The following is a 20,775-nucleotide window of genomic DNA, read 5'->3' as shown; positions in this document are numbered from 1 at the left end:
AAAGATATGTACACTTACACCAGCAGACTCACGCCCGCAAGGATCAAGACAACACCGGCCAGCTTCGCCCAGCCGATCCTCTCCCGAAACACCCATCTTGCAAACACCAATGCCCAGACGAATGTCAGCGAGTTGGCGAGAAACACAACCGTATAGTCAAGCTTGCTCAGCAAATAAATATTGATTAAGGCACCTGTACCATAGCAGAGCATGCCAAGCAGCAGGAATTTCAGCCTGTGACGGCTGCCCGAAGATAGTTTGAAATTCACGCCCCCAAGCGAACCGAGAAGCGTCATAACGGCCAGCAACACAAGATTCAGGCTATCGTTCATAAGCGGTTAAGGTCACCCCGGCTCCGAGCAGCAGGACGGCGAGCAGCTTATTCCACGTGAACACTTCCCCATGGAAATAAGCCCCGTAGATTATAGCGATCACATATCCCACCGACAGCAGCGGATAGGTTGAAGACAGCTTGGATAAAGCCAGTGACTTAATCATGAATAGGGCGCCCAGTCCGTAACAGAGGAATCCCATGGCGAGCAAGGGGTAATTCGTCAGACCGAACGACCACAGAAGCTGTCCGGTCGCGGACAGCCATGCCGAAAAGACCATATATCCTTTGCCGATGAGGCCGCTTGTTACATTTTCCATGTCAGCTGCTCCAGTCCAGGGTGGCTTCTGTTGATCAGGTAACGGGATTTTACAAGCTGGAACATCGGCAAATCCGTCAGCGAATCCGAATAAGCCCGCGAATGCTCATAGTCAATGACAAGCCTGTTGTCCTCCAGATACGACTGTAATCTTGCCACCTTCTCCTCTCCCTTGCAGTTCAGGCCATCGATCCGGCTGGTGTAACGGCCGTTAACCCTGCACAGGTTCGTCCCTATTACATCATCGACTGCAGGAAGCTTGCTGAAGTACTTCATATAAGCATAAGGAGATGCGGTAATAAGCAGAATACGATATCCCTGCCGCTTAAGCGCCTCCATCTCAGCCAGCGCTTCCGGATAGATGCCCGGTGCAAGCTCCGTATCGTAGAAGTGTTCCAGATCCTCTTCACGGAAGTGACTAATCGCATAGAAATAAGCGCTCTTAGCCTTCTGGAGCGGCATCAGCTTCAGCTTATACAAGCAGGTGTATGCCGCAATGTTCAGCAGCCGGTACGCAGTCCAAGGCTTGGCCCGCACGCTGTATTTTACAAATTGAAACATCGAGTCATGTCGTATTACCGTTTTATCGATATCGAAGAGTGCTATCTTAACTTTCTCCATCATTCTCCACCCTGCATTATTCAAAATAGGCCAGTATCACAATTACCATCAGCACGTATAAGCATACCGTTATTAGGATCGGCTTGTCCTCAAACAGCTCGCGGTCCGGCGCTCCGCCCTTCATCTTCACATGAATCAGATAGAGGTATCGGAACACACCGTAAATGACCAGAGGAATTGTCCACATCAGATGGACCGTCCTGCCCGAGGTAAACGTAAATAACGAATAACTCAGAATGGTCGCTGTCGTGACGATGCTGCTCAGCTGGTCAAGCAGCGGAAAGGAGTACTGCTCCAGAACCCGCCGGTGGGCAGTCTTGTCCTGTTCATTAAGCAGCAGCTCGTTGCGGCGTTTGCCGATGGCCAGGAACAAGGAGAGCAGCAGCGTGCAGAGCAGGAACCATGGCGTGAAGGGAACAGCAATAATCAGTCCGCCAGCTATCGCTCGCAGAACGAAGCCGGAGGCAATGACCATAATATCCACCAGCACAACATGCTTCAGATGGAATGAATACATGACATTCAAGGTGAAATAGACAGCCAGCAGCAGCGTGAATAAGGGGTTAATAAGAATGGAAGCTGCTAATGAGGATACCAGCAGCACTCCCCCGAAGGCCAAGGCCAAGTAGGGATTGAGCTGCCCGGAAGCCATCGGCCGGTGCTTCTTCTGCGGATGCAGCTTGTCTGCCTCACGATCCGCAAAGTCGTTCAGAATGTAGACACAGCTGGATACCAGACACAGAAGGATGTATCCGGCTGCAGACAGCATAAGGAGTCTCGTATTAAGCACATCGAATGAGAACAGCGGCGCAGCGAATACAAGCAGATTCTTGGTCCACTGCTTGGGGCGAAGCTGCCTCCACAATAATCCAGCAAGATTCCCCTGCACCTGAAGCTCACTGCCCACACCCGTTTTTGCCGATTGCAATTGTTAATCCTCCCAGCGCCTTACCGATATGTAATAATAACAATCTTGGGCTTATCACCAGTTATGTATACCAGTCAATTCCAAATCGATGCTAGATCATTCAGCCATTCCTGTAACACGGTTATCCGGACAAACCAAAAAAAGCCCCGGATCATCCGGGGCTCCCATTCATGATTCTATTTGCTCCAATACAGGCATTAAATGTTCACGCAGTATAGGTGCCAGTGTTTTCATGTACGTACCTGTAATATGATGCTTGTCGCGGTACACGAGCACATTGCCGATTACAGGGCCACAGTGTTCCTCATCACAAAAATAGTCGCTAAAGTCAGCATAATGGACGTTTGCGGGCGGATTTTCCAGACGGCTCCATGCACTTGGCTCAGGAAGCAGAAGCTCGCGTTTCACCATACACTCGCTGGCGTTCGGTCCGTTCTCGTCCACACATGTTGGAGGATCGAATTCAAACCAAGGGTTGTCTCTAACAGCGAATACGGACACCTTGGCGTCTTTCAACACCCCCCACTGTTTGATGAAGCCAGCTGGAATATCATCTTTTAAGTGCTTACCGACATTTGCTGTCGTAAATACAAGATCGGGTATATCCTGTTTGGTCAACATTTCAATCAGGCTTTCATTCCATTGTCTGCAATCTTCCTTTTCTGTGTCATCGGCTGTGAATCGGCAGGAGCTCTTGGAATAGTTTACGATCTTGAGCTTCTCTTCATCCGCTATTTCTTCAAGAGCAGGGAGCCATTGAGCGGAGTGGGAGCCGCCAACAAGAGCAATTGTAAACCTCGGGTTATCCTTAACTCCGTAAGTACAGCTTAGTACTTCAGCTTTCCCCTCCGCCTGATGGCAGTTGTCTTCATACACCTTAGGCAAATCCTTCCTGGCTTGAATAGGCCTCGGAATATAGCTCACAGTCGTAATTGAGCCAATTCCTTCTGCACCCGCCCCCATAACAGCTGCTCCCGGATATTCATCACTTGCAGCCGATGCTGTTAGCACACCGGACTGCAAATATTTAATGGTACCATACCAGACCGCCGATATGGCAAGCACCGCAACCATGAAAGAAGCGGCCACAAGACTAATTTTCCAGTTCGTATTCAGCCGTAAGCTGTTGCGGATCGGCTTTTCAATCATGCTGGTGGTTATATAGGAGAGAACGGAGGCTGCGACGATGATGACTAAACCGTGCAGGAAGTTAATGGACTCCTTATCGAAGAGAATATAATAGAAGATGAGCAGCGGCCAATGCCACAGATAAAATCCATAAGAAATACTGCCGAAGCCCACAAGCGGCTTCGAGCTTAGCAAACGGTGAACCCCAGCAGAACCACCCTGGTTGCCCGCAAGAAGAATACATACCGCACTTAGTGTCGGCCATAAGGCCGCGTAACCTGGAAATACAGTAGAAACCTGCAGAATAATGCCGCAGCTCACCAGCCCGGCTAAACCAAGCCAACCAAACAGCAGGCTGGAGGTTCTGTTCAGCTTGATGTTGGCAATCAGCAAAGCCACAATTCCGCCAAGAGTGAATTCCCAAACCCTCGTAAACGTATCAAAGTAAGCCCAAGGCTGATTTATCGCTGTCAGATAAACCGAATAGGCAAAAGACATCACAAAGACACCAAGCAGCACAGCGAGAAAGGAGAATCTGACTGTCTTCTTAAAGACCCGCTTGGCCAAGATTAGGGATAACGAAAGCAGAATAGGCCAAATCATATAGAACTGACCTTGTACGGACATAGCCCAGAAATGCTGGAACGGGCTTGCCTCATTATTTTGCGCCAGGTAATCTACCGAATTTCTAGCCAGCTGCCAGTTCTCCAAATAAAATGCCGAAGCCATAACTTCCTTCACGGTCTGGTCCCATCTCAGCTCAGGAAGCCACAAGAAGCAAGCTGCCGAGACCAAGAACAAAACCGTGAAGGCTGCTGGAAACAAGCGTTTACAGAGATTTAGCAGGAAGCCCGCAGCATCAATTTTACCGTACTTCTCCCATCTCGACAGCAGTGAAGTCGTAATCAGGAAACCTGATACGACAAAAAACACATCCACCCCACCCGATACGTTGCCTAACCAAATATGGTATACAGCAACCAGAATAGCAGCTACAGCACGCAAGCCTTCAATCTCCGTCCGAAATTTCCTCTCAGACCTCTTATACAGATCCATCGACAAGCCCCCCCACAACTACTTAATATTCGTTAAAAATTACTCATTTTGAATATATTTTATTATCAAATTATTCGCAATGAGGGTTTCTTAACATCTTTTGTATGGGAGAGAGAAGACTGGACCTGTCAATTAATCCCCAGTAAGTCCGTAACCAAGGATAGGACCAGCAAGAGACCGACCACACTCCCGGCAAGCAGAGCCCGGCCCTTGCCTGCTGTATGGGAAACACCGTCTGATTCACTGCGTTTGACAGCAGACCAGAAGTAAAGGACAACGCCAATCAGCACCAGCAGCGCTTCGACGGTTATACTTATTACCGGCCATCTCCAAAGACCTATGCCGAGTAGCGGCAAGCCCCCGATGTTACCAGGCAGTATTGGAATATCTGGACGGTGGACAAGCAGATCCAGCAGCCAATGACTGAATACCGTACCGCCGATCACTAGACCACTGCTCCTCCCCCACTTCCGCCAGGATAACAATCCAGCCAGGATGCTTAAGAGCAAGGCACTTGCAAGTGAATGGGAATAGCCGGCATGTATGAATGCCTCCCCGTGTCCGTCACCAATGGTCTCGATTGTCTCCACCCCCGCAAGAAACAAAGGCACAAAAGCAATATCAAGCAGTTGTGTGCCGGTCATGAGCGCCCACAGCGGCACCTGCGGCTGCTTCGCCTTAATGATCGCCGCCAAACCAAAATGTCCCGCAAACATACTACCTCACTCCCTTTCTGTTATGATCTGTTATTCTGGCATCCAGAACGCCTCCTACAACCGACAGCAGCAGCACGAACAGAAGAAATTTCATACTTCCTTCAATCCTCCCCCCAAAAACTAACTGTATTAGTTTTATCATAACTAATGATATTAGTTTTTGCAATAGGCTGTTTGGCTGCTTATTACGCACATCAAAAAAAGCCGCCACCAACTGGTGAGCGGCCTGCATTACATAACGATTAAACCGAGAATTTTCCAATCAGATGCTGCAGTTCTCCCGACTTAGCCGACAGCAGAGCAGCGGCCTGGTTCATCTCATCCATGGAAGCCAGCTGTTCTTCCAAAGCGGTCGCCACCTGCTGTGTGCCTGCAGAAGCAGTATCCGTAATTTGAGATATCACATATACCGAGGAGGCGGCCTGCTCGGTGCTGGCTGACATCTGCCGGGATGCTGCCGTCACCTCCTGAATCTGCCGGGCAACCGCATCAATCGAGCAGCGGATCTGTTCGAAGGCTGCACCTGCCGCGTTCACCGCGAGAATGCCTTCATCAACCTCCTTCGTACCTGCATTCATCAGGCTGACTGTCCTCGTAGTCTCCTGCCGGATGGCCTGGACGAGCTCTGCAATCTGCCCGGCAGATTCCTTCGACTGCTCCGCAAGCTGGCGCACCTCATGCGCAACCACGGCAAATCCCTTGCCCTGCTCCCCCACTCTTGCCGCTTCAATGGATGCATTAAGGGCAAGCAGGTTGGTTTGGGCGGCGATTTTCGATATAGCTTCAACGATTAGACCAATCTCCAGTGAACGGCCGTCCAGCCGCTGCACAGCTTCAGCCAGCCCTGTTACGGTATCGTTAATCGCCTGCATCTGCCGAATTGACATGACTACTGTACGGTTTCCGTCCTCTGCATACTCGGTTGCGAAGGCAGCTGCCTGGGACACTCGTTCTGCATTCTCAGCAATATGCCTTGCTCCCTGGGAAAGCTCTTCAAATGCCGATACACTCTCCGCTATACGTTCTGTTTGCTGGAGTGCGCCCTCGGCCACAGCATCCATAATTCTCATAATCTGATCCGCAGCATCGCGTGTCTGCTCCGTGCCCGCATTCAGCTCTTGAGAAGAAGCGGCAACCAGCTCCGTACCCATCCACACTTCTCTAATCAATCCTCGTAAATTTCGTGCCATTGTGTTAAAAGAACCTGCCAGCTCGCCGATCTCATCACGGTTCTTCACCTGAATGGCGTCCCCCGTCAAATCGCCGGCCGATATTTGAGCTGCCGCTGCAGCCATAGATGCCAAGGGTCCAGCTATCATCCGGGCGATGGCCCAGGATATCACTCCGCCTGACACAATTCCCAGCAGAGTGACCAGGTTAACGATATCCTGTCCCTTACCGGAAGCTTCAACAGAAGCATCCGCTGCTTTCTCCCCCTCTTGCTCATTCAGCTCAATCAGCTGCTCCAGCTTCCCCAGTGCTCCACTGTATGGCTCCTGCATCGCTTTTACCGCGGCACCTGCTGCTTCCAGCTCCCCCTGCTTGCCCGCTTCAAGCAAGGAAGGGAAGATAGCAGCAACCTGCTGCCGGTAGCTGTCAAACTCCATATACAGCGCCTTTTGTTCCCCTTCGCCCGCTATTGTATAGAAAGCTTCATCCAGTGCCTGCATATCTTCAATCGCTTGTTGAATTGCAGTTTCCAGTTCCTCTATTTCGGCTCCATCTGAGGCCAGAGCCACTTCCAGCCCAAGCTGCTGAATCAGCATTAAATCCACTCTTGTATCCGCAAGAATTTTCATGGCCGGCAGGTAAACCGATTCAATTGTTTCCGCCTGCTGCTGCATATTTTTCATACTTGTATTAGAGGCAGCCCCAACTGTGCCAATCAGCATCAGCATGATGAAAAAGCCTATTCGTAATTTCGTTCCCACCGAAAACTTAATTGCTTGCTTCTTACCCTTCATCACTGTAACCACACCTTATGTATTGGATTATTGTGTTACGCGGTCCGTCCCGCCGCTCTGCTCGATACCCCTACTATAAGCTGTAATTATGAAGCCTTCCTAAGTAACGACTGAATGTTGGCTGAAAGACAGGCAAGAGCCTGTCTGCTCCCGCCTGCTAATAACTGGTACGGATTCCCAGCGGTGTGTTAAAATACATTATGTCCCCATAATCGTTGAGCTTGAAGAAACAGTATCTTTATAGAAAAGGCATCTGTCCAACCGCATTATGATGCGTTGGTATCTACATTTGGAAGAGGGATAATATGGAGCAAACTGCGTATGAAGCGTTACTGAAGACGCCCCGCATGTTCAGCTTTACCCAGATAAAGAACGCGCTTGCCAATGCCAGCCGGGAATGCCTGTACCGGGTCGCGGATGACCGTATCTATAAGGCCATACCAGCCGGTCAGGGTATTTATGTGGTAGAGATTAGCGAAGCGGGACCTGAAGCTCTCAAGCTTCGTATCCTTCAGGAGACAGCAGTCACGCCCCAACCGGAAGTTATGCCAGAAATCATCCGCTATGTTACCGAGTGGTTTGATCTGGATACCGATCTTGCGCCCTTCTATGCCATGGCGGGCCAGGATACGCTGCTGAAGCAGACAATCGATACCTACAGCGGTCTGCGCCTGGCAGGAATACCTGACCTTTTTGAAGCACTATGCTGGGGAATTATCGGGCAGCAGATTAATCTCTCCTATGCGCATACTCTTAAACGGCGTATCGTAGAACGGTATGGCCGGTCTGCTGCCGCTGAGGGTGAGCAATACTGGGTATTTCCCGCCCCGGAAACAATTGCCGCTTTGAGCGTTCCTGGTCTGAAGGGGCTTGGGATGTCGGAGAGAAAATCCGAATACCTGATCGATACCGCCCGTATGCTTGCACAGGGCAAGCTCACGAGAGAGCTGCTACAGGATACCGGCGATCTCAAGAAGGCGGAGGCCATACTGGTAAGCATTCGCGGAATCGGTCCGTGGACAGCCAACTATGTGCTGATGCGCTGTCTGAAGATGCCAACAGCCTTCCCGGCAGATGATGTCGGTCTTCACAATGCCATCAAGCTGCTGACCGGAATGGACCGCAAGCCGACCCGGCAGGAGGTTCTGAAGCTTGCCGAGCCGTGGAAGGGCTGGGAATCCTACGCAACCTTCTACCTGTGGCGCACCCTATACTAGACAAACCGCTGAGGTCGACCGCAGGCATATTCTTACACCTTTCCCATGCAAATAACCGTCCGGACAGCTTCGTCCGGACGGTTATTTGCAAGCTCCTAGTATAGACCATACGCAATAAACCGGATACGTTCACAGTTTAGGGACCCGAACGTTTCGGATACGTCATATGACAACCCTGCCTCTTCATACGTTTATAGAAAAAAGGTGAGGCTATGCTGAATAAATATAACCAAAACGTTATCGTTATCTATACCATAAAAGCGTCCTCGATCCGTAACTTCCTCATTGTCGACTTGGCTGCCGGAACGGGGATCTACCTGGCTGTCAAAATGCTGTCCTCCAATGTATGGATTGCCTCGATCGGAAGCATGCTGGGTACGGAAGGAATTAAGAGACTGGTTAAGCTCGTAACCAAGCAGCTGTAACAAGAACAGAGCGGATTACGATATGTCTGCTGCAGCTTTCAACGCCAAACAAGCCGGCCCCCTTGGGTCGGCTTCTTCGTTACGCCTCTGTACAGATTGACTAAATATGGCGGGTAAGAACGTCAACAATCTGCTCCCGTTTCAGCCGCTGAGGCTCCATCATGGCATGAAGTGCGATGCCGTCAACCAATCCATATAGACTTGCTAAGATCTTTATAATACAGTTGTATCAAAAAGGAAGAGGTGTCTGGTTTGAGCTTCATTGCCTGGATTATCGTGGCTTGTGAGATCGCCTTCTGGGTCGTCATTATGTCGGGCTTGCTCGCCCGTTACGTATTCAAGCTTCATAAGATTGGCCTGTTCCTGCTTTACTTGACGCCTGTCATCGATCTGATTCTGCTCATGATTACAGGGATGGATTTGTACCGGGGAGCTGTTGCTACTACAGCTCATGCCGTGGCCGCTGTTTATATTGGGGTGTCCATTGCATATGGCAAAAGCATGATACACTGGGCTGACGTCCAGTTCAAGCATCACGTTCTGAAAGAAGGCCCCCTCCCCGCCAAGAGGTATGGAATGGACTATGCGCGCCATTACTTGAAGGGCTGGATCCGGCATGTTCTCGCTTATCTGATCGGCGCCGGACTGCTCGCCTTGCTGATCTTCACCATTCAGGCTCCCGAACGGACAGAGGCACTTGTGAACGTATGGCGTATTTGGACGGTCGTGCTCGGCATTGATCTCATTATTACCATTACATACTTTGTTTGGCCTCGGCAGGCCAAGGCCTAACGAATAAACGCAGCCGAGCTGGCTGCGTTTATCTCGATTTCACCGGTTCTAGTCAAAGGCCAAGCTTCTCAAAGCCCTTCAGTTCTTCCTCATAATACTTCTCCTCCGTACCAGCCGGACCGGTTAGGTCCAGATCACGGAAATGTCCCAGGCTTAAGCTCATCAGCCACAGCCGTCTTATGCCGACAAACGCGGGTACGGCCGCGACGTCGCACGCATTTAATGTCCGCAGCGACCGGTAGCCATCAAGAAAAGCCTGCCACCTCCGCTCTACCTGCTCGTTGCCGTCATACTGAAGCTCCAGCGTGAACCGGAAAACAGCCAGCTCATAAGCCCTCCAGCCATATCCGCACAGGTCAAAATCAAAATATGTCACTTCATCCTGGTCGATATGAGCATTCGAACCATGCAGATCACCGTGGCATATTCCCCAGTCCAAGCCGCTGAATTCCTCCACGCTGTTTCTCAGCGTGCTTGCGATTCTCTCCATCCTGCTCAGATCTGACGGCCGGTCCTGCATATGCTTACGAATCAGCTTAAGAGGCTCTTGAATCAGATAATTCACGTCAAGCTCCGGCCGCCGGTTACAAGGGTGAAAGTCTGTCGTCCGGTTGTGTAAGTCTGCGGCTTCTCTGCCAAATCTGCGGCACATTTCCTCGGTCTCCATATCCACCGCTGCGCCTTTCGCCCACGTGAACAATACACCAAAGCGGGGCCCTTCAGGCGCTTCCAGCTCATGAATGTAGTCCTTGTTTGCGGCTTCAACGGGCAGCGAAACATGAATCCCTGTCTTGTGCAAATGATTTAACAATTCGATCTCGAATGCTACCGTGTCATATTCACTGCGCCAGCCGCTCCTGTACACCCGAAATATGTAAGGCTCCTGCCCGGTTTCAATCAGATAGGTGTCGTTCATGCCTCTTAGAAGATAGTGACAGCGAGTTACAGTCCCGATCTTATAGTTAGATTGTATAAATTCTTGGATTGCCTGTGTGCCAAAGGTGGAGTAATGAACGTTCAGCTTCATCTATAGTATCCTGCTTCCTGCGCAATGCCTGATGATCCTGTTACATGCCGGCTGCCGCTATAAATTATTTCCAGCTCTTAATTCTATGGTACTCGTCCATTGTGATTGGAAGGACCGTACCGTGCTTGAAGCGGTAAGGGAAGGTAAAGCTGGCATCCGAGCGGATAAAACGGCCCGAATCAATGTCCTCCGCTATAAACGGAACATAACCCTGCCCTTCACCGACCACACCGAAGAAGTCCAGCATGAGGCACCATCTGCCATCGCTCAGCTTAAAGGCCGTAGGGGCCTCATACGCAGGGTGGCCGAGCTTGGCCATTTCCTCATCAAAGGCTTCTATTCTTGCATACTCGCCGGTGAGTGTTTTTCCCTTCTGCAGAATAATACCCTCGGGATTTTTCTCACTCTTCAGGAAACGGTAGAACGTGCCGTTCTCCTCGTAAATAGCAGAGTCAATAATCCCGCTGTCATCCTTCCTGCACAGCATCTGCGGGGTCGTAAAGCTCTTGAAATCCTTGGTCCGTGTGTAGTAGATCGCCTTATTCCCATAGTTATTAGAGGCATGGGACGAAGACCAGTGAATTACGTAATCTTCGTTCTTCTTGTCATAGATGACATCCGGCGCCCACAGACAGCCGAAATCCTCATCTCCGAGCTGTATCAGCCGCTGCTCCGACCAATTCACCAAGTCATCCGACTCCCACATAGACAGGCATTTGCTTCCCTCCCTGCCGATGTTCGCCCAGTCTCCCTTGTATTTGGTGTTGAAGCAGTTGGCAAGACTGAGATCCGTGGCGATGATGTAGAACTTGCCCTCCTTCGTCCGCACAATCGTGTGATCCCGTACGCCCTTCTCGCCTTTCTCGCTCCAAAGAACCGGCTGGCCTCCATTAACCTGCTCCCAGTTAAATCCGTCCGTGCTCAGCGCAAAATACACCTGCTCGCCATCCGGCGTCGTCTTCTCTTTAAAATGCACAAATAAATACGCTTGCATATACCTCGCTCCTTATTAGCCCGATAAATCCTGGCTCATTTGGTAACGCTGTAATAATGATACTGCCTATAAGGGTTCAGCACAATCTTTGCTTCTCTAGCCTAAGTAGAGATTACTGCGGAGCGGTATGAAACCAGCAGCCGCATGAGCCGCGATGCATAAAAAAACCGACACAGCCCTTACCGAGCCGTATCGGTCTTACTTACTTTTACTTTGCAAAGCTATGATGGCCAATCGTTATAATGACATCCATGCTGGACCAGAAGGAACCTTTGGAAAACTTAGGATTAAAGAAGTATACCGCATTCTTGACGTTATTCTTTCCGTTCAAAGCATCCTTGGCTGCCCGCAGGGCCGTTGCATGAGGCTTACTCTTATCGAGCAATCCGTTATGGGCTGGCGGGAACTGGCGGCCGGAATAAATCACATCACGTATGGTACCCGGGAATCTTGAATCCTTCACCCGGTTCAAAATCACGTTCGCTATAGCCAGCTGGCCTTCATAGCTCTCATAACCTGCTTCCACCATCGTGATCTTCGCCAGCAGTGTAAGCTCAGCTTCGGTATACGGATCGGCCGGATTGCCGATGAATGAGGGAACTAATATCTTAAGCTTGGCACCTGGCTTAATGGTTGACTTGCTATCAAGCCCATTGCGCTTCAGCAGCTCAGCCTTGCTAATACCCGCTTCCTTACTAATCTCGGTAAGGCCGTATTTATCGGCCACCACGGCTCGGTCCACCTGCTTCAACTCAATCAGATCGCCCTCTGATTTCACTGTCATTTCGGCGTGCAGGAGCTCTGCAAGATGGATAAGCGGCATGTAGAGCCTTCCGTCCTTGAACATTGGAAACGCATCCATCACGTAACGTGCTCCATTGAAATATACGACTGGAACTCCGTTGCCAAGAACTGCCTTATCATTGAATGCCGTATGTATGATGATCTCTTCTTGTTCCTTATCCCAGCTCGAGGTCGCACCGAGCTTCTGGGCTATTTGTGCCGCTGGTACATATAATCTGCCTTGGGACACGAAGGCGGGATCGTCCAGTTTAACCGTATTCCCGTTCACCTTAATTGTTACATCATCCGCTGCGGCAGCGGTTTCCGTCGCCAGAAGGAAGAAAGGTCCCATGCAAGCGAGCATTAACCCTAATATTATGCCGGTAATGAACCTGCGGCCCGGCTTGCTTACTCTGTTCATAAATTACCTCCCAGTTCAGCAAGTGGATCTAAATAACTAACTTTTTCTTACCGGGCCATTATAACATAGTAAATTTGACCTGTTAGATTAACATTTTCACAGAATTATTAGAGACATGCCGTTATTTCGTCTAGTTAACCATATAAAAACAGCCGGTTTCGACTGTTTTTATAAGGAAGTATGAATTATAAGAAACATTTAATGTTCACGAAATACTTTTGGCCGGCAGCGCGATCTGTCCCTTGATCTATGATAAAGTTCGTACCCGCCGTAATCTGCTGCCGATTGCTCTGTAAACGGCAATGACTAGAATTATTATAACAACAATTCCGAACAGTAAAGGTAATACATCTCCAATCATCTTGTACACCGTGTCTTGTCTCTCAGGCAGAGGCAGCGGAAGTTCAGTGGAGAGAATAGAACCATGCTCGCTTTCCCAATCGCTTATGCCGGCAACCAGGCTGCCCTGCGAATCAAATACCGCACTCATCCCGGCATGGGTGACACGCAGAACCGACATCCGATTTTCGATTGCCCGAAAAGCGCTCATTTCCGTATGATACGGTGTAATTCCTTTCCAGTCGCTTGAGGGGAGAACTAGAATATCCGGATTCTCTAATCCTGCTTCCCGTACTCGATCCGGGAAATCCGCATCGAAACAAATGGCCGCCGCAATTCTCCCTGCAGCAGTGTCCACAACCGGTACTTTCTCCAGGCCTTTATTGAAATAGCGCTCTTCTCCGGGCACCAGCGAAAATTTGGAATATCGTGATTTAATCGTGCCATCTGCATCAATGATAACTAAATGGTTATCCATCTTCGATCCAGCTTGTTCATTGACCCTCACATATCCTGCGACCAGAACTGCTTCATAGGTCTCGGAGAGGGACTGCAAACGCTGCAAAAAACCATCTTCCTCGTGTTCCATTACAATAGCAGCACCCTCCGACCAGCCGATCAATCGGCTCCCTGACTCGAGCTCTTGCTTTGTCCTATTGATCATACCTTCATTGAGCCGCTGAATCTGTTCAGTGAATGAAGCATCGCCACTGCGCTGATCATGAAGTCCTGTTGTTTCCCACTTCTCAAACAATGTCTCTATCGTCTCGTCCCATAAGATACGATCCGGGGTAATTCCTGCCACCTTAATCGTTAAAGATTGATCCCGCTCAGAATTTATCACGGCACCTAATCCAACAAGCACGATTATCAAGGTTAGAGCACTTATAATGATCCGCTTATTTTGCCTAGCATCGGTACCAGACTTGAATACATATGCCAGTAAAGAGGCGGCCAAATATTGAATAAACACAATCCCCCAAATGCCAAACATGGAAGCTAACGCAGCAACGGGTCCTATTTCCAGTTGACTGTAGGCGGAAGAATTGAATGTCCCGAATACGTTCCCGTAGCTTGTGAAATATTCAAATGACGTCAGCAGCATTGGGAGAAACAAGACGGATGTAACCTTCCCCGTTCGGGCAACCACCCATTTGTTAACAACAAGCAGCGCGATCAGCATAATCGTAGAAGTCACTACTGTAATGGAAACGGCCCCCCACCCACCAGGAATAACATCCTGGTAGGCTATGATTATTACACAACTAAGGCATACCGTTGCAAGGGGGAAGGCTAGTTTCACCTTCTCATTATATATGTAGATCAACAGCAGTGCAGGGGCAACCCATGCCGTTACCGCATAGAGCCCCGATGTAATAGGTACCACATAGAATAAACAAGCAAGAGCTAATAACCAGAGATTAGGTCTGAACCGCACATGACCCACTTCCTTTCGTTCGATTGCATTAACTGTAGCAGAGAGTCTCACGTAAATATTGACGTTTATTGCTCTCTTCTACAGCAATCGCTATTCAACTGAAAGGTAGATTTCCACTTTTGCATCATCAGCATATGGGCTAACAAATGTGGGCTCGTATTTCTCAAGCAACAATTCACTGGTCAATATTGCATTGGAAGCGGGAATCCTGTATTGGTATAGAAAATGGTAGGTCGAGAGAATATCGTCTTTTTGTTCGGAAAACAGTTTGCCTATATGAACAAATTTGATCATATTGAGTCCGTCTACCACAAAAGGCTTCATACCTGACGGGACGTTTACCAGCTCCTCTACCTCAACTGCTACCATTTCCTTAAAATGGGCTGTTTCACCAACAAAGGTAATATCATAGCAGAGACGATATAGATGATCCGATTTTCGATTAGGAATCTGCTCCGCCTGTTGAAGGAATACGTGGACAAAGGGATCAATTGTTTTTATGTTCTCATCACAAGACGGCCTTTCGATCCCTATCAACTTCAGCCCCTCGATCTTTTCAAAGAAGTCTGAAACGATCACATTGCCATGCTTTGCTCTGATTTCCAGCCAGATGGACTCGATGTCGAGCTTCGAAACAGTATCCTCCGCCAAACGGTCTTCGCCCGTATAGCATGAACGATATTTGGCTGGAGAAGTATGATATAACTTTTTGAAGTTGCGGCTAAAAACCTCTTGCGAGCCAAAACCATACTTAATCGCAATGTCTAGTACGCTATGCTGAGTCTTTCGCAAATCATCAGCAGCTCGGATCAGCTTCCTCTTACGTATATAATCGTAAACCGATATGCCGACCACGGCCTTAAACAATCGATAAAAGTGGAACTTAGAAACATACGTTAATTCAATCAACCTATCAATATGGATTGAGCTTTCTAATTGGTCCTCCACTTCATCGGCGAATCGTTGGATAGCTTTCAGATAATCCATCACCAAGCCTGCTCCTTGCTTCCAAACGCACAAAGCAATGCACGTGCTTCGCTTGTTGATTTGGCGTTCATCAAGCTGTTTCTGAGTTCGCTTGCCCCACGAAACCCACGGACATAGATTTTGAAAAAGCGGGTAAGAGCGCTAAACGAGCGTGGTACCACTGCTGCGTATTCATCATGGAGATCCAAATGCAACCGCAGCAAATCAAGTAATTCCGCACTGCTGTGTTCCTTCGGCACTTTTTCAAAAGCAAATGGATTTTGAAAAATACCACGCCCGATCATAACACCGTCTACACCGTACTGCTCAGCAAGCTGCAAGCCGGTCTGACGGTCAGGAATATCCCCGTTAATGGTCAGAAGCGTATCGGGCGCCACCTCATCACGTAGATTTTTGATCTCCGGGATCAGTTCCCAATGTGCTTTTACCTTGCTCATTTCCTCTCGTGTTCGCAGATGGATGGACAAATTTACGATGTCTTGCTTTAAAATATGGGTTAACCACTCACGCCATTCGTTTACTTCGCTAAAACCGAGCCTTGTTTTTACGCTGACAGGCAGTCCCCCGGCTTTGGCGGCCTGGATGATATCCGCTGCGGTATCAGGACGGCAGATCAGTCCGCTGCCCTTCCCATTCTCTGCTACATTCGCCACGGGACAACCCATATTAATATCGATGCCTTTGAACCCTTCTTTCGCCATACCGATGCTCATTTCCCGGAAAAATTCCGGCTTATCTCCCCAGATATGTGCGACAATAGGCTGTTCATCTGGGGTAAAAGTCAAGCGCCCACGCACACTTTTGTTCCCCTCCGGATGACAATAACTCTCCGTATTCGCAAACTCCGTAAAAAACACATCCGGTCTGCCTGCCTCGCTTACGACATGGCGAAAAACAACATCCGTCACATCTTCCATGGGTGCCAGTACAAAAAAAGGGCGCGGCAAATCACGCCAAAAGTTTTCTATCATCATTTAAAACTCCTCTATACCTGCCAGAACAATCGTTGTCCCGGGAATAAGTAAAATACGCTCTGTAAGTGTAATATCCGTTTAAGCAGTAATATTGTGAAAGCAACCATACCGAAGTAAAAATACAAAAAACCCTTGATATTCAAGGGTTTGCGGGTTCTAAGTTATGGTGGAGCCTAGGGGGATCGAACCCCTGACCTCATCGCTGCCAGCGATGCGCTCTCCCAGCTGAGCTAAGGCCCCGAATTTCCCTCAATAGAAGGAAAATATACTGCCGTCATCTCTTCTGGACTGCAATAGCAGGCTATTCAACGTGACGACAAGATAGATAATAGCACGTTTGTTATAAACGTGTCAACTGTTATTTTCACCGCCTGGGAAGGTATGCTTGGACAGCAAATTGTTGAGCTCTTTCATGAACATATTGATATCTTTGAATTGGCGGTATACGCTTGCAAACCGCACATACGCCACTTCATCCACCGGGTACAGCTGCTCCATAACAATCTCGCCGATATCGCGGCTTTCGACTTCTGCTTGAGCTGTCGTGCGGAGCTCCTTCTCAACTTCGGACACAATAACCTCAAGCTGTTCAATGGATACAGGGCGCTTCTCGCATGCACGGATCAGCCCGCGAAGAATCTTGTCACGGCTGAATTCCTCCCGGCTCCCGTCCTTCTTAATAATGATCAATGGTGTTTCCTCAACCATCTCAAAGGTGGTAAAGCGTCTGCTGCACTGTTCACATTCTCGTCTTCTTCGTATTGACTTATTCTCGTTAGCCGGTCTTGAATCAAGAACCTTCGTGCCGGCGTAATCACAGTAGGGGCATTTCATGGTTTACAGAGCCTCCATCTTGGTATCCGGTAAGGTTTTACGGGCGCATGGTAACAATTGCCCTTAAATTTAGTGTAATGAGATTCGGAAATACGCACATAATACAGTTACCAACCGCAAGGAGGTGAAACGCAATGGCATCTAACCGTAACAGCAACCAGTTGGTAGTACCGCAAGCTACAGCTGCTCTGGACCAAATGAAATTTGAGGTCGCTCAAGAGCTGGGTATTTCGATCCCGCAAGACGGTTACTACGGTAACATGGCTACACGTGATGCAGGTTCCCTCGGGGGTTACATCACACGTAAGCTGGTCCAAATCGCCGAGCAATCGCTGGCTGGTCAATTTAAATAATTCAGGCTTAATACAGGAAAGCTTCGGCGCATGCCGTCCCGCACGGACGGCTGCGCTGAGGCTTTTTCTAAGAGCATCTAAAGTACAGGATAAAGCTCCTTGTACTTATTATAATAATAAATAACCTTCTGTACATAGTGTCTTGTCTCGCCGAATGGAATCTGGCTGCTTGACTCATGAGTGCCGTCCCAAACTCCTTCACGCAGCCAGCTCCGGACATTGCCCGGTCCTGCGTTATAAGCGGCAACAACTGCTACAGAATTATTCTCAAATTGTTCATGCAGAGAGCGCAGGTACCAGGTGCCAAGCTCAATTCCAATGTCTGCCCTATCGCGCAGCTCCTCCATAGAAACTTCAGTAAACTCAGCCTTCTCCACAATCCACTTAGCGGTATCGGGCATAATCTGCATAATGCCAAGTGCGCCCTTCTTCGATTCCTTGCCAGTCTTATAATTGGATTCTGCTCGTATAATGGCTGCTACCAAGTAAGGATCAACGCCATAATTTTGGGCACTTGCCGTTATGTCGCTCTTATAATAAATAGGATACAGTACCCTGCCCATCCAGCTGGAATTGACGAACAGCAGAACCAGCAGGCCGATAAAGAGCAGCAGCATGACACGTTTTTTCAGGAGCCATCTCATCGCAGCCCCCATTCTGTCCAAAGCGCATTAACCTGCTGCTCCGTTTGGTCCAGTGTTCCGCTGTTGTCAATAACCCAGTCTGCCAGTTCCTTCTTTTGGCCGATGTCCATTTGTGCATCAATACGCTGTCTGGCCTGCTCCTCCGCCAAATCAGGGTTCCTCTGCAGCAGACGCTTCAGCTGCAGCTCTCTCGGAATATACACCACGAGAATACCGTCATAAAGATGCTGCTGGCCTGTCTCATACAGCAAGGGTATATCAGCTGCGATTAAACGTCCCGGATTATCCTGCTCCGCTGCGTCTATAATGGTCCACATACGTTTGCGGATAGCCGGATGCAGGATCCCCTCTAGCTGACGAAGCTTGTCCTTATCCGCAAAAACGATTTCACCTAACTTGGCTCGGTTCAACGAGCCGTCCGGATTTATGACAGCTTGTCCAAACACAGCGGTCACCTCTGAGAGCGCAGGCTCACCAGGGAGAACAACTTCCCTGGCGACCTGGTCCGCATCGACAAGCATAGCGCCACGCTGCTTCAGCATGGCCGCAACCGTGCTTTTGCCGCAGGCGATTCCGCCAGTCAACCCGATCTTCATTGCCTTCACCTCATAACAGTCTAGTAATACCCAGTACAATCAAAATCAATCCCGGCATGACCGCCAGTGTACGAATTCTGTCCCAATGTGCAAATCGGAAGCCGACATGCAGTCCCATCAGCAGGAACAGTCCGCTGGAAAAAGCGATCAAAACGGAAGTAAACAAAGGCGAGAAGCCAAGCATCGCGGCTCCCAGTCCCGCGCCGAACGCATCCAGTGACAAGGCTGCACCGAGCAGGACGGCTTCATACGACGATATCGTACCTGAGCGGTCCATGTCAGCCGCCTGGGGGGAGCGCAGGATTTGAATAACCAGTCCCCAGCGCTTGATTTCGATCTTAATCAGCGTGACCGCCGAAACAGGCTCCCCTTGTTCGGTCTTCGTCCTGTCGTTCCAATGGGCCTCCGCCCGACTTGCTCCAACGTCAGCCTGCCCTTTTGAGCACGGGTCGTCAGAAGCTTCATCGGATAGCGCAAGATGCTGGCGCCAAAACTGAAACAGCGCCCAGCTCCCAATAGCAATCAAGATGCCTGCCCCTATATAGTTGGCAAAAGCGGGTGACAGCAGTCCCGTCAACCAGCCGCCTGCCAGCATGGAGACCCAGATGACAAGCCCCGAGCAGATCACAATAATGACAACCGAGAAAACGGGTATCCGTATCTGCCTAAGCCCGTAAGTAATCCCGACCCCAAAGCCGTCCAGGCTGACAGCCAGCGCCAGCAGCAGCAGCGATAGCAAATGCAACAGCAACTGATGTACCTCCCCGGGACCGGCGCTTCATGCTCATCCGTCGCTTCAGAAGCACCGGGCACTCCGAACCGGATAAGCTGCGCGCCTAAGCCCACATGTTTGGTAACATCATATGCGGGGAGAGCATGGTGGTGAATCGTCACCATGCGGACTTAGATAACCGGTTTTACAGATTCCCAAAATGCTTCCTAACCGGGTTGGCCGTCTGCTTACCCTTCCGGCCTTCCTCGCGGACAGCCGGCAGGACACCGCTTGAAGCCTTTCGGGCTGCCGTACTGCGTGATTTCCCCAGCGGCTGACACTGGATACAGACATGTGTCCCCCGTCCGCCAACCACACTCTTGCTGATAACTGACCCGCATCGCCGGCATGGCTCTTGTTCACGACCGTATACCTGCAGGCTATACTGGAAGAGGCCCATCTCACCCTGTCCGTTCACATAGGATTTAATCGATGATCCGCCTGCCTCAACAGCCCGTCCGAGCGTTTCCACAATAGCCGTATGCAGACGAATCCACTCATCCTTCTTGAGGGTATCGGCTGTCCGCTCCGGATGAATCCCGGCTGCAAACAAGGCTTCATCGACATAGATATTGCCAAGCCCAACGATATATTGCTGATTAAGCAGCAGCGGCTTGATCTTCGTTGTGCGGCGGCCAAGCGCGCTGCGTAGCGACTCAGGCGTGAACACCCCGTCCAGCGGTTCTATACCCAGTTTATTCAGCGGAGGATACTGGAATTCCTCACCTGGCAAAAAGATATGCATCGTGCCAAACTGCCGCACATCCTTATATCTCAGCTCTGTTCCATCCGTAAAATGAAAAATGACATGCGTATGCTTTTCCACCGGCTCATCGGACTTGTATAGACCATACCGCCCCTCCATCCGCAGATGGGAGACAAGCACAAGCTCATCCAGCACTATGCGTAAAAACTTCCCCCGGCGTTCCACCGTCTCGATTCTGCGTCCAGCCAGCATGTCTGCAAACTGCTCCGGCTCCGCCGGTCGCTGTATAATTCGGGGCAGCGTAACTGTCACCCGTTCAATGGTTCGTCCAGCAACTAATTCTATAAGGGTCCTTCGGACCGTTTCAACCTCCGGCAATTCCGGCATTCTAATCACCTCATGACTATTAT

General features: G+C 49.7%; 23 protein-coding genes and 1 tRNA gene. 4 read left to right on the top strand and 20 right to left on the bottom strand.

Annotated features, from left to right (window positions below; translation table 11 throughout):
* Positions 1 to 14 precede the first annotated feature (14 nt).
* From L1N82_RS05925 to L1N82_RS05895, 7 genes are all read right to left on the bottom strand, one after another.
* Positions 15 to 332 carry an EamA family transporter gene (locus L1N82_RS05925; protein WP_235286453.1) on the bottom strand — a complete coding sequence of 106 codons (318 nt, stop codon included), beginning with the start codon at positions 330 to 332 and terminating at the stop codon, positions 15 to 17.
* Positions 322 to 651, bottom strand: coding sequence for an EamA family transporter (locus tag L1N82_RS05920; RefSeq protein WP_235286452.1), 330 nt, complete (start codon positions 649 to 651; stop codon positions 322 to 324). The genes L1N82_RS05925 and L1N82_RS05920 overlap by 11 nt, the downstream gene beginning before the upstream one ends.
* Entirely contained in the window at positions 639 to 1,271 is a 633-nt protein-coding gene (locus L1N82_RS05915; RefSeq protein WP_235286451.1) for an HAD family hydrolase, read from the bottom strand. Before L1N82_RS05915 ends, L1N82_RS05920 begins: the two co-directional genes overlap by 13 nt.
* 16 nt (positions 1,272 to 1,287) lie before the next feature.
* The gene (locus tag L1N82_RS05910; RefSeq protein ID WP_235286450.1) at positions 1,288 to 2,199 is read right to left on the bottom strand and encodes a decaprenyl-phosphate phosphoribosyltransferase; all 912 of its coding nucleotides are present in this window, start codon (positions 2,197 to 2,199) and stop codon (positions 1,288 to 1,290) included.
* Between the two features lie 168 nt (positions 2,200 to 2,367).
* The gene (locus tag L1N82_RS05905) at positions 2,368 to 4,383 is read right to left on the bottom strand and encodes an acyltransferase family protein (RefSeq protein ID WP_235286449.1); all 2,016 of its coding nucleotides are present in this window, start codon (positions 4,381 to 4,383) and stop codon (positions 2,368 to 2,370) included.
* A 128-nt stretch (positions 4,384 to 4,511) separates the two neighbouring features.
* Entirely contained in the window at positions 4,512 to 5,099 is a 588-nt protein-coding gene (locus L1N82_RS05900; protein WP_235286448.1) for a metal-dependent hydrolase, read from the bottom strand.
* A gap of 242 nt (positions 5,100 to 5,341) precedes the next feature.
* The gene (locus L1N82_RS05895) at positions 5,342 to 7,030 is read right to left on the bottom strand and encodes a methyl-accepting chemotaxis protein (protein ID WP_235286447.1); all 1,689 of its coding nucleotides are present in this window, start codon (positions 7,028 to 7,030) and stop codon (positions 5,342 to 5,344) included.
* 314 nt (positions 7,031 to 7,344) lie between these two features.
* Here L1N82_RS05895 and L1N82_RS23425 point away from each other — a divergent pair, with 314 nt between their 5' ends.
* Both L1N82_RS23425 and L1N82_RS05885 read left to right on the top strand, forming a co-directional pair.
* Positions 7,345 to 8,280, top strand: a complete 936-nt coding sequence (locus L1N82_RS23425; protein WP_328284445.1) for a DNA-3-methyladenine glycosylase family protein — start codon at positions 7,345 to 7,347, stop codon at positions 8,278 to 8,280.
* Between the two features lie 212 nt (positions 8,281 to 8,492).
* Complete coding sequence (locus L1N82_RS05885) at positions 8,493 to 8,705, top strand: hypothetical protein (protein WP_235286445.1); 213 nt, start codon at positions 8,493 to 8,495, stop codon at positions 8,703 to 8,705.
* 100 nt (positions 8,706 to 8,805) lie between these two features.
* Here the strand turns inward: L1N82_RS05885 and L1N82_RS23420 are convergent, their stop codons facing one another.
* On the bottom strand, positions 8,806 to 8,916 hold the full coding sequence (locus L1N82_RS23420) for a TetR family transcriptional regulator C-terminal domain-containing protein (RefSeq protein ID WP_328284444.1): 111 nt from the start codon (positions 8,914 to 8,916) through the stop codon (positions 8,806 to 8,808).
* 41 nt (positions 8,917 to 8,957) lie between these two features.
* On the opposite strand from L1N82_RS23420, the gene L1N82_RS05880 reads away from it, so the two are divergent.
* Positions 8,958 to 9,497, top strand: coding sequence for a hypothetical protein (locus L1N82_RS05880; protein ID WP_235286444.1), 540 nt, complete (start codon positions 8,958 to 8,960; stop codon positions 9,495 to 9,497).
* A 52-nt stretch (positions 9,498 to 9,549) separates the two neighbouring features.
* On the opposite strand, the gene L1N82_RS05875 is transcribed toward L1N82_RS05880, so the two are convergent.
* The 8 genes from L1N82_RS05875 to nrdR all read right to left on the bottom strand — a co-directional run bounded on the left by L1N82_RS05875 (position 9,550) and on the right by nrdR (position 17,294).
* A complete protein-coding gene (locus L1N82_RS05875; protein ID WP_235286443.1) occupies positions 9,550 to 10,524 on the bottom strand; it encodes a phosphotransferase enzyme family protein in 975 nt (324 codons plus the stop codon).
* Between the two features lie 64 nt (positions 10,525 to 10,588).
* Complete coding sequence (locus tag L1N82_RS05870; RefSeq protein WP_235286442.1) at positions 10,589 to 11,518, bottom strand: glycoside hydrolase family 43 protein; 930 nt, start codon at positions 11,516 to 11,518, stop codon at positions 10,589 to 10,591.
* Positions 11,519 to 11,726: 208 nt separating this feature from the next.
* Entirely contained in the window at positions 11,727 to 12,722 is a 996-nt protein-coding gene (locus tag L1N82_RS05865; RefSeq protein WP_235286441.1) for a cell wall hydrolase, read from the bottom strand.
* 247 nt (positions 12,723 to 12,969) lie between these two features.
* Complete coding sequence (locus L1N82_RS23415; RefSeq protein WP_235286440.1) at positions 12,970 to 14,499, bottom strand: nitrilase-related carbon-nitrogen hydrolase; 1,530 nt, start codon at positions 14,497 to 14,499, stop codon at positions 12,970 to 12,972.
* A 90-nt stretch (positions 14,500 to 14,589) separates the two neighbouring features.
* Positions 14,590 to 15,486, bottom strand: a complete 897-nt coding sequence (locus L1N82_RS05855; RefSeq protein ID WP_235286439.1) for an AraC family transcriptional regulator — start codon at positions 15,484 to 15,486, stop codon at positions 14,590 to 14,592.
* Positions 15,486 to 16,457: a tRNA dihydrouridine synthase gene (locus L1N82_RS05850; RefSeq protein WP_235286594.1), complete on the bottom strand. Its 972-nt coding sequence runs from the start codon at positions 16,455 to 16,457 to the stop codon at positions 15,486 to 15,488. Before L1N82_RS05850 ends, L1N82_RS05855 begins: the two co-directional genes overlap by 1 nt.
* Before the next feature lie 167 nt (positions 16,458 to 16,624).
* Positions 16,625 to 16,700 (bottom strand) — tRNA-Ala (locus tag L1N82_RS05845).
* A 111-nt stretch (positions 16,701 to 16,811) separates the two neighbouring features.
* Positions 16,812 to 17,294 carry a transcriptional regulator NrdR gene (gene nrdR / locus L1N82_RS05840; protein ID WP_111146590.1) on the bottom strand — a complete coding sequence of 161 codons (483 nt, stop codon included), beginning with the start codon at positions 17,292 to 17,294 and terminating at the stop codon, positions 16,812 to 16,814.
* A 134-nt stretch (positions 17,295 to 17,428) separates the two neighbouring features.
* Between nrdR and L1N82_RS05835 the strand changes: the two genes are divergently transcribed.
* A complete protein-coding gene (locus tag L1N82_RS05835) occupies positions 17,429 to 17,647 on the top strand; it encodes an alpha/beta-type small acid-soluble spore protein (RefSeq protein ID WP_111146589.1) in 219 nt (72 codons plus the stop codon).
* A 77-nt stretch (positions 17,648 to 17,724) separates the two neighbouring features.
* Here L1N82_RS05835 and L1N82_RS05830 read toward each other — a convergent pair whose 3' ends face one another.
* The 4 genes from L1N82_RS05830 to mutM form a co-directional block, all read right to left on the bottom strand.
* Positions 17,725 to 18,291 carry a lytic transglycosylase domain-containing protein gene (locus L1N82_RS05830; RefSeq protein WP_235286593.1) on the bottom strand — a complete coding sequence of 189 codons (567 nt, stop codon included), beginning with the start codon at positions 18,289 to 18,291 and terminating at the stop codon, positions 17,725 to 17,727.
* Positions 18,288 to 18,887 carry a dephospho-CoA kinase gene (gene coaE, locus L1N82_RS05825; protein ID WP_235286438.1) on the bottom strand — a complete coding sequence of 200 codons (600 nt, stop codon included), beginning with the start codon at positions 18,885 to 18,887 and terminating at the stop codon, positions 18,288 to 18,290. Before coaE ends, L1N82_RS05830 begins: the two co-directional genes overlap by 4 nt.
* A 10-nt stretch (positions 18,888 to 18,897) precedes the next feature.
* Complete coding sequence (locus tag L1N82_RS05820) at positions 18,898 to 19,635, bottom strand: MntP/YtaF family protein (RefSeq protein WP_235286592.1); 738 nt, start codon at positions 19,633 to 19,635, stop codon at positions 18,898 to 18,900.
* A 169-nt stretch (positions 19,636 to 19,804) separates the two neighbouring features.
* Positions 19,805 to 20,752, bottom strand: coding sequence for a DNA-formamidopyrimidine glycosylase (mutM, locus tag L1N82_RS05815; RefSeq protein ID WP_235286437.1), 948 nt, complete (start codon positions 20,750 to 20,752; stop codon positions 19,805 to 19,807).
* Between the last annotated feature and the right edge of the window lie 23 nt (positions 20,753 to 20,775).

Origin of the sequence: Paenibacillus tarimensis (genome assembly GCF_021532315.1) — a bacterium.
GTDB classification, from domain to species: domain Bacteria; phylum Bacillota; class Bacilli; order Paenibacillales; family Paenibacillaceae; genus Paenibacillus_I; species Paenibacillus_I tarimensis.
This window is presented reverse-complemented; position numbering and strand designations above follow the sequence as displayed.

What these genes read in the sequence shown, in the direction of transcription:
- L1N82_RS05885 (WP_235286445.1), top strand. Translation starts at nt 8,493, where the DNA reads ATGCTGAATAAATATAACCAAAACGTTATCGTTATCTATACCATAAAA.
- L1N82_RS05915 (WP_235286451.1), bottom strand. Translation starts at nt 1,271, where the DNA reads ATGGAGAAAGTTAAGATAGCACTCTTCGATATCGATAAAACGGTAATA.
- L1N82_RS05875 (WP_235286443.1), bottom strand. Translation starts at nt 10,524, where the DNA reads ATGAAGCTGAACGTTCATTACTCCACCTTTGGCACACAGGCAATCCAA.
- L1N82_RS05865 (WP_235286441.1), bottom strand. Translation starts at nt 12,722, where the DNA reads ATGAACAGAGTAAGCAAGCCGGGCCGCAGGTTCATTACCGGCATAATA.
- L1N82_RS05900 (WP_235286448.1), bottom strand. Translation starts at nt 5,099, where the DNA reads ATGTTTGCGGGACATTTTGGTTTGGCGGCGATCATTAAGGCGAAGCAG.
- L1N82_RS05835 (WP_111146589.1), top strand. Translation starts at nt 17,429, where the DNA reads ATGGCATCTAACCGTAACAGCAACCAGTTGGTAGTACCGCAAGCTACA.
- L1N82_RS05855 (WP_235286439.1), bottom strand. Translation starts at nt 15,486, where the DNA reads ATGGATTATCTGAAAGCTATCCAACGATTCGCCGATGAAGTGGAGGAC.
- L1N82_RS05925 (WP_235286453.1), bottom strand. Translation starts at nt 332, where the DNA reads ATGAACGATAGCCTGAATCTTGTGTTGCTGGCCGTTATGACGCTTCTC.
- L1N82_RS05870 (WP_235286442.1), bottom strand. Translation starts at nt 11,518, where the DNA reads ATGCAAGCGTATTTATTTGTGCATTTTAAAGAGAAGACGACGCCGGAT.
- mutM (WP_235286437.1), bottom strand. Translation starts at nt 20,752, where the DNA reads ATGCCGGAATTGCCGGAGGTTGAAACGGTCCGAAGGACCCTTATAGAA.
- L1N82_RS05905 (WP_235286449.1), bottom strand. Translation starts at nt 4,383, where the DNA reads ATGGATCTGTATAAGAGGTCTGAGAGGAAATTTCGGACGGAGATTGAA.
- L1N82_RS05850 (WP_235286594.1), bottom strand. Translation starts at nt 16,457, where the DNA reads ATGATAGAAAACTTTTGGCGTGATTTGCCGCGCCCTTTTTTTGTACTG.
- coaE (WP_235286438.1), bottom strand. Translation starts at nt 18,887, where the DNA reads ATGAAGATCGGGTTGACTGGCGGAATCGCCTGCGGCAAAAGCACGGTT.
- L1N82_RS05830 (WP_235286593.1), bottom strand. Translation starts at nt 18,291, where the DNA reads ATGAGATGGCTCCTGAAAAAACGTGTCATGCTGCTGCTCTTTATCGGC.
- nrdR (WP_111146590.1), bottom strand. Translation starts at nt 17,294, where the DNA reads ATGAAATGCCCCTACTGTGATTACGCCGGCACGAAGGTTCTTGATTCA.
- L1N82_RS05920 (WP_235286452.1), bottom strand. Translation starts at nt 651, where the DNA reads ATGGAAAATGTAACAAGCGGCCTCATCGGCAAAGGATATATGGTCTTT.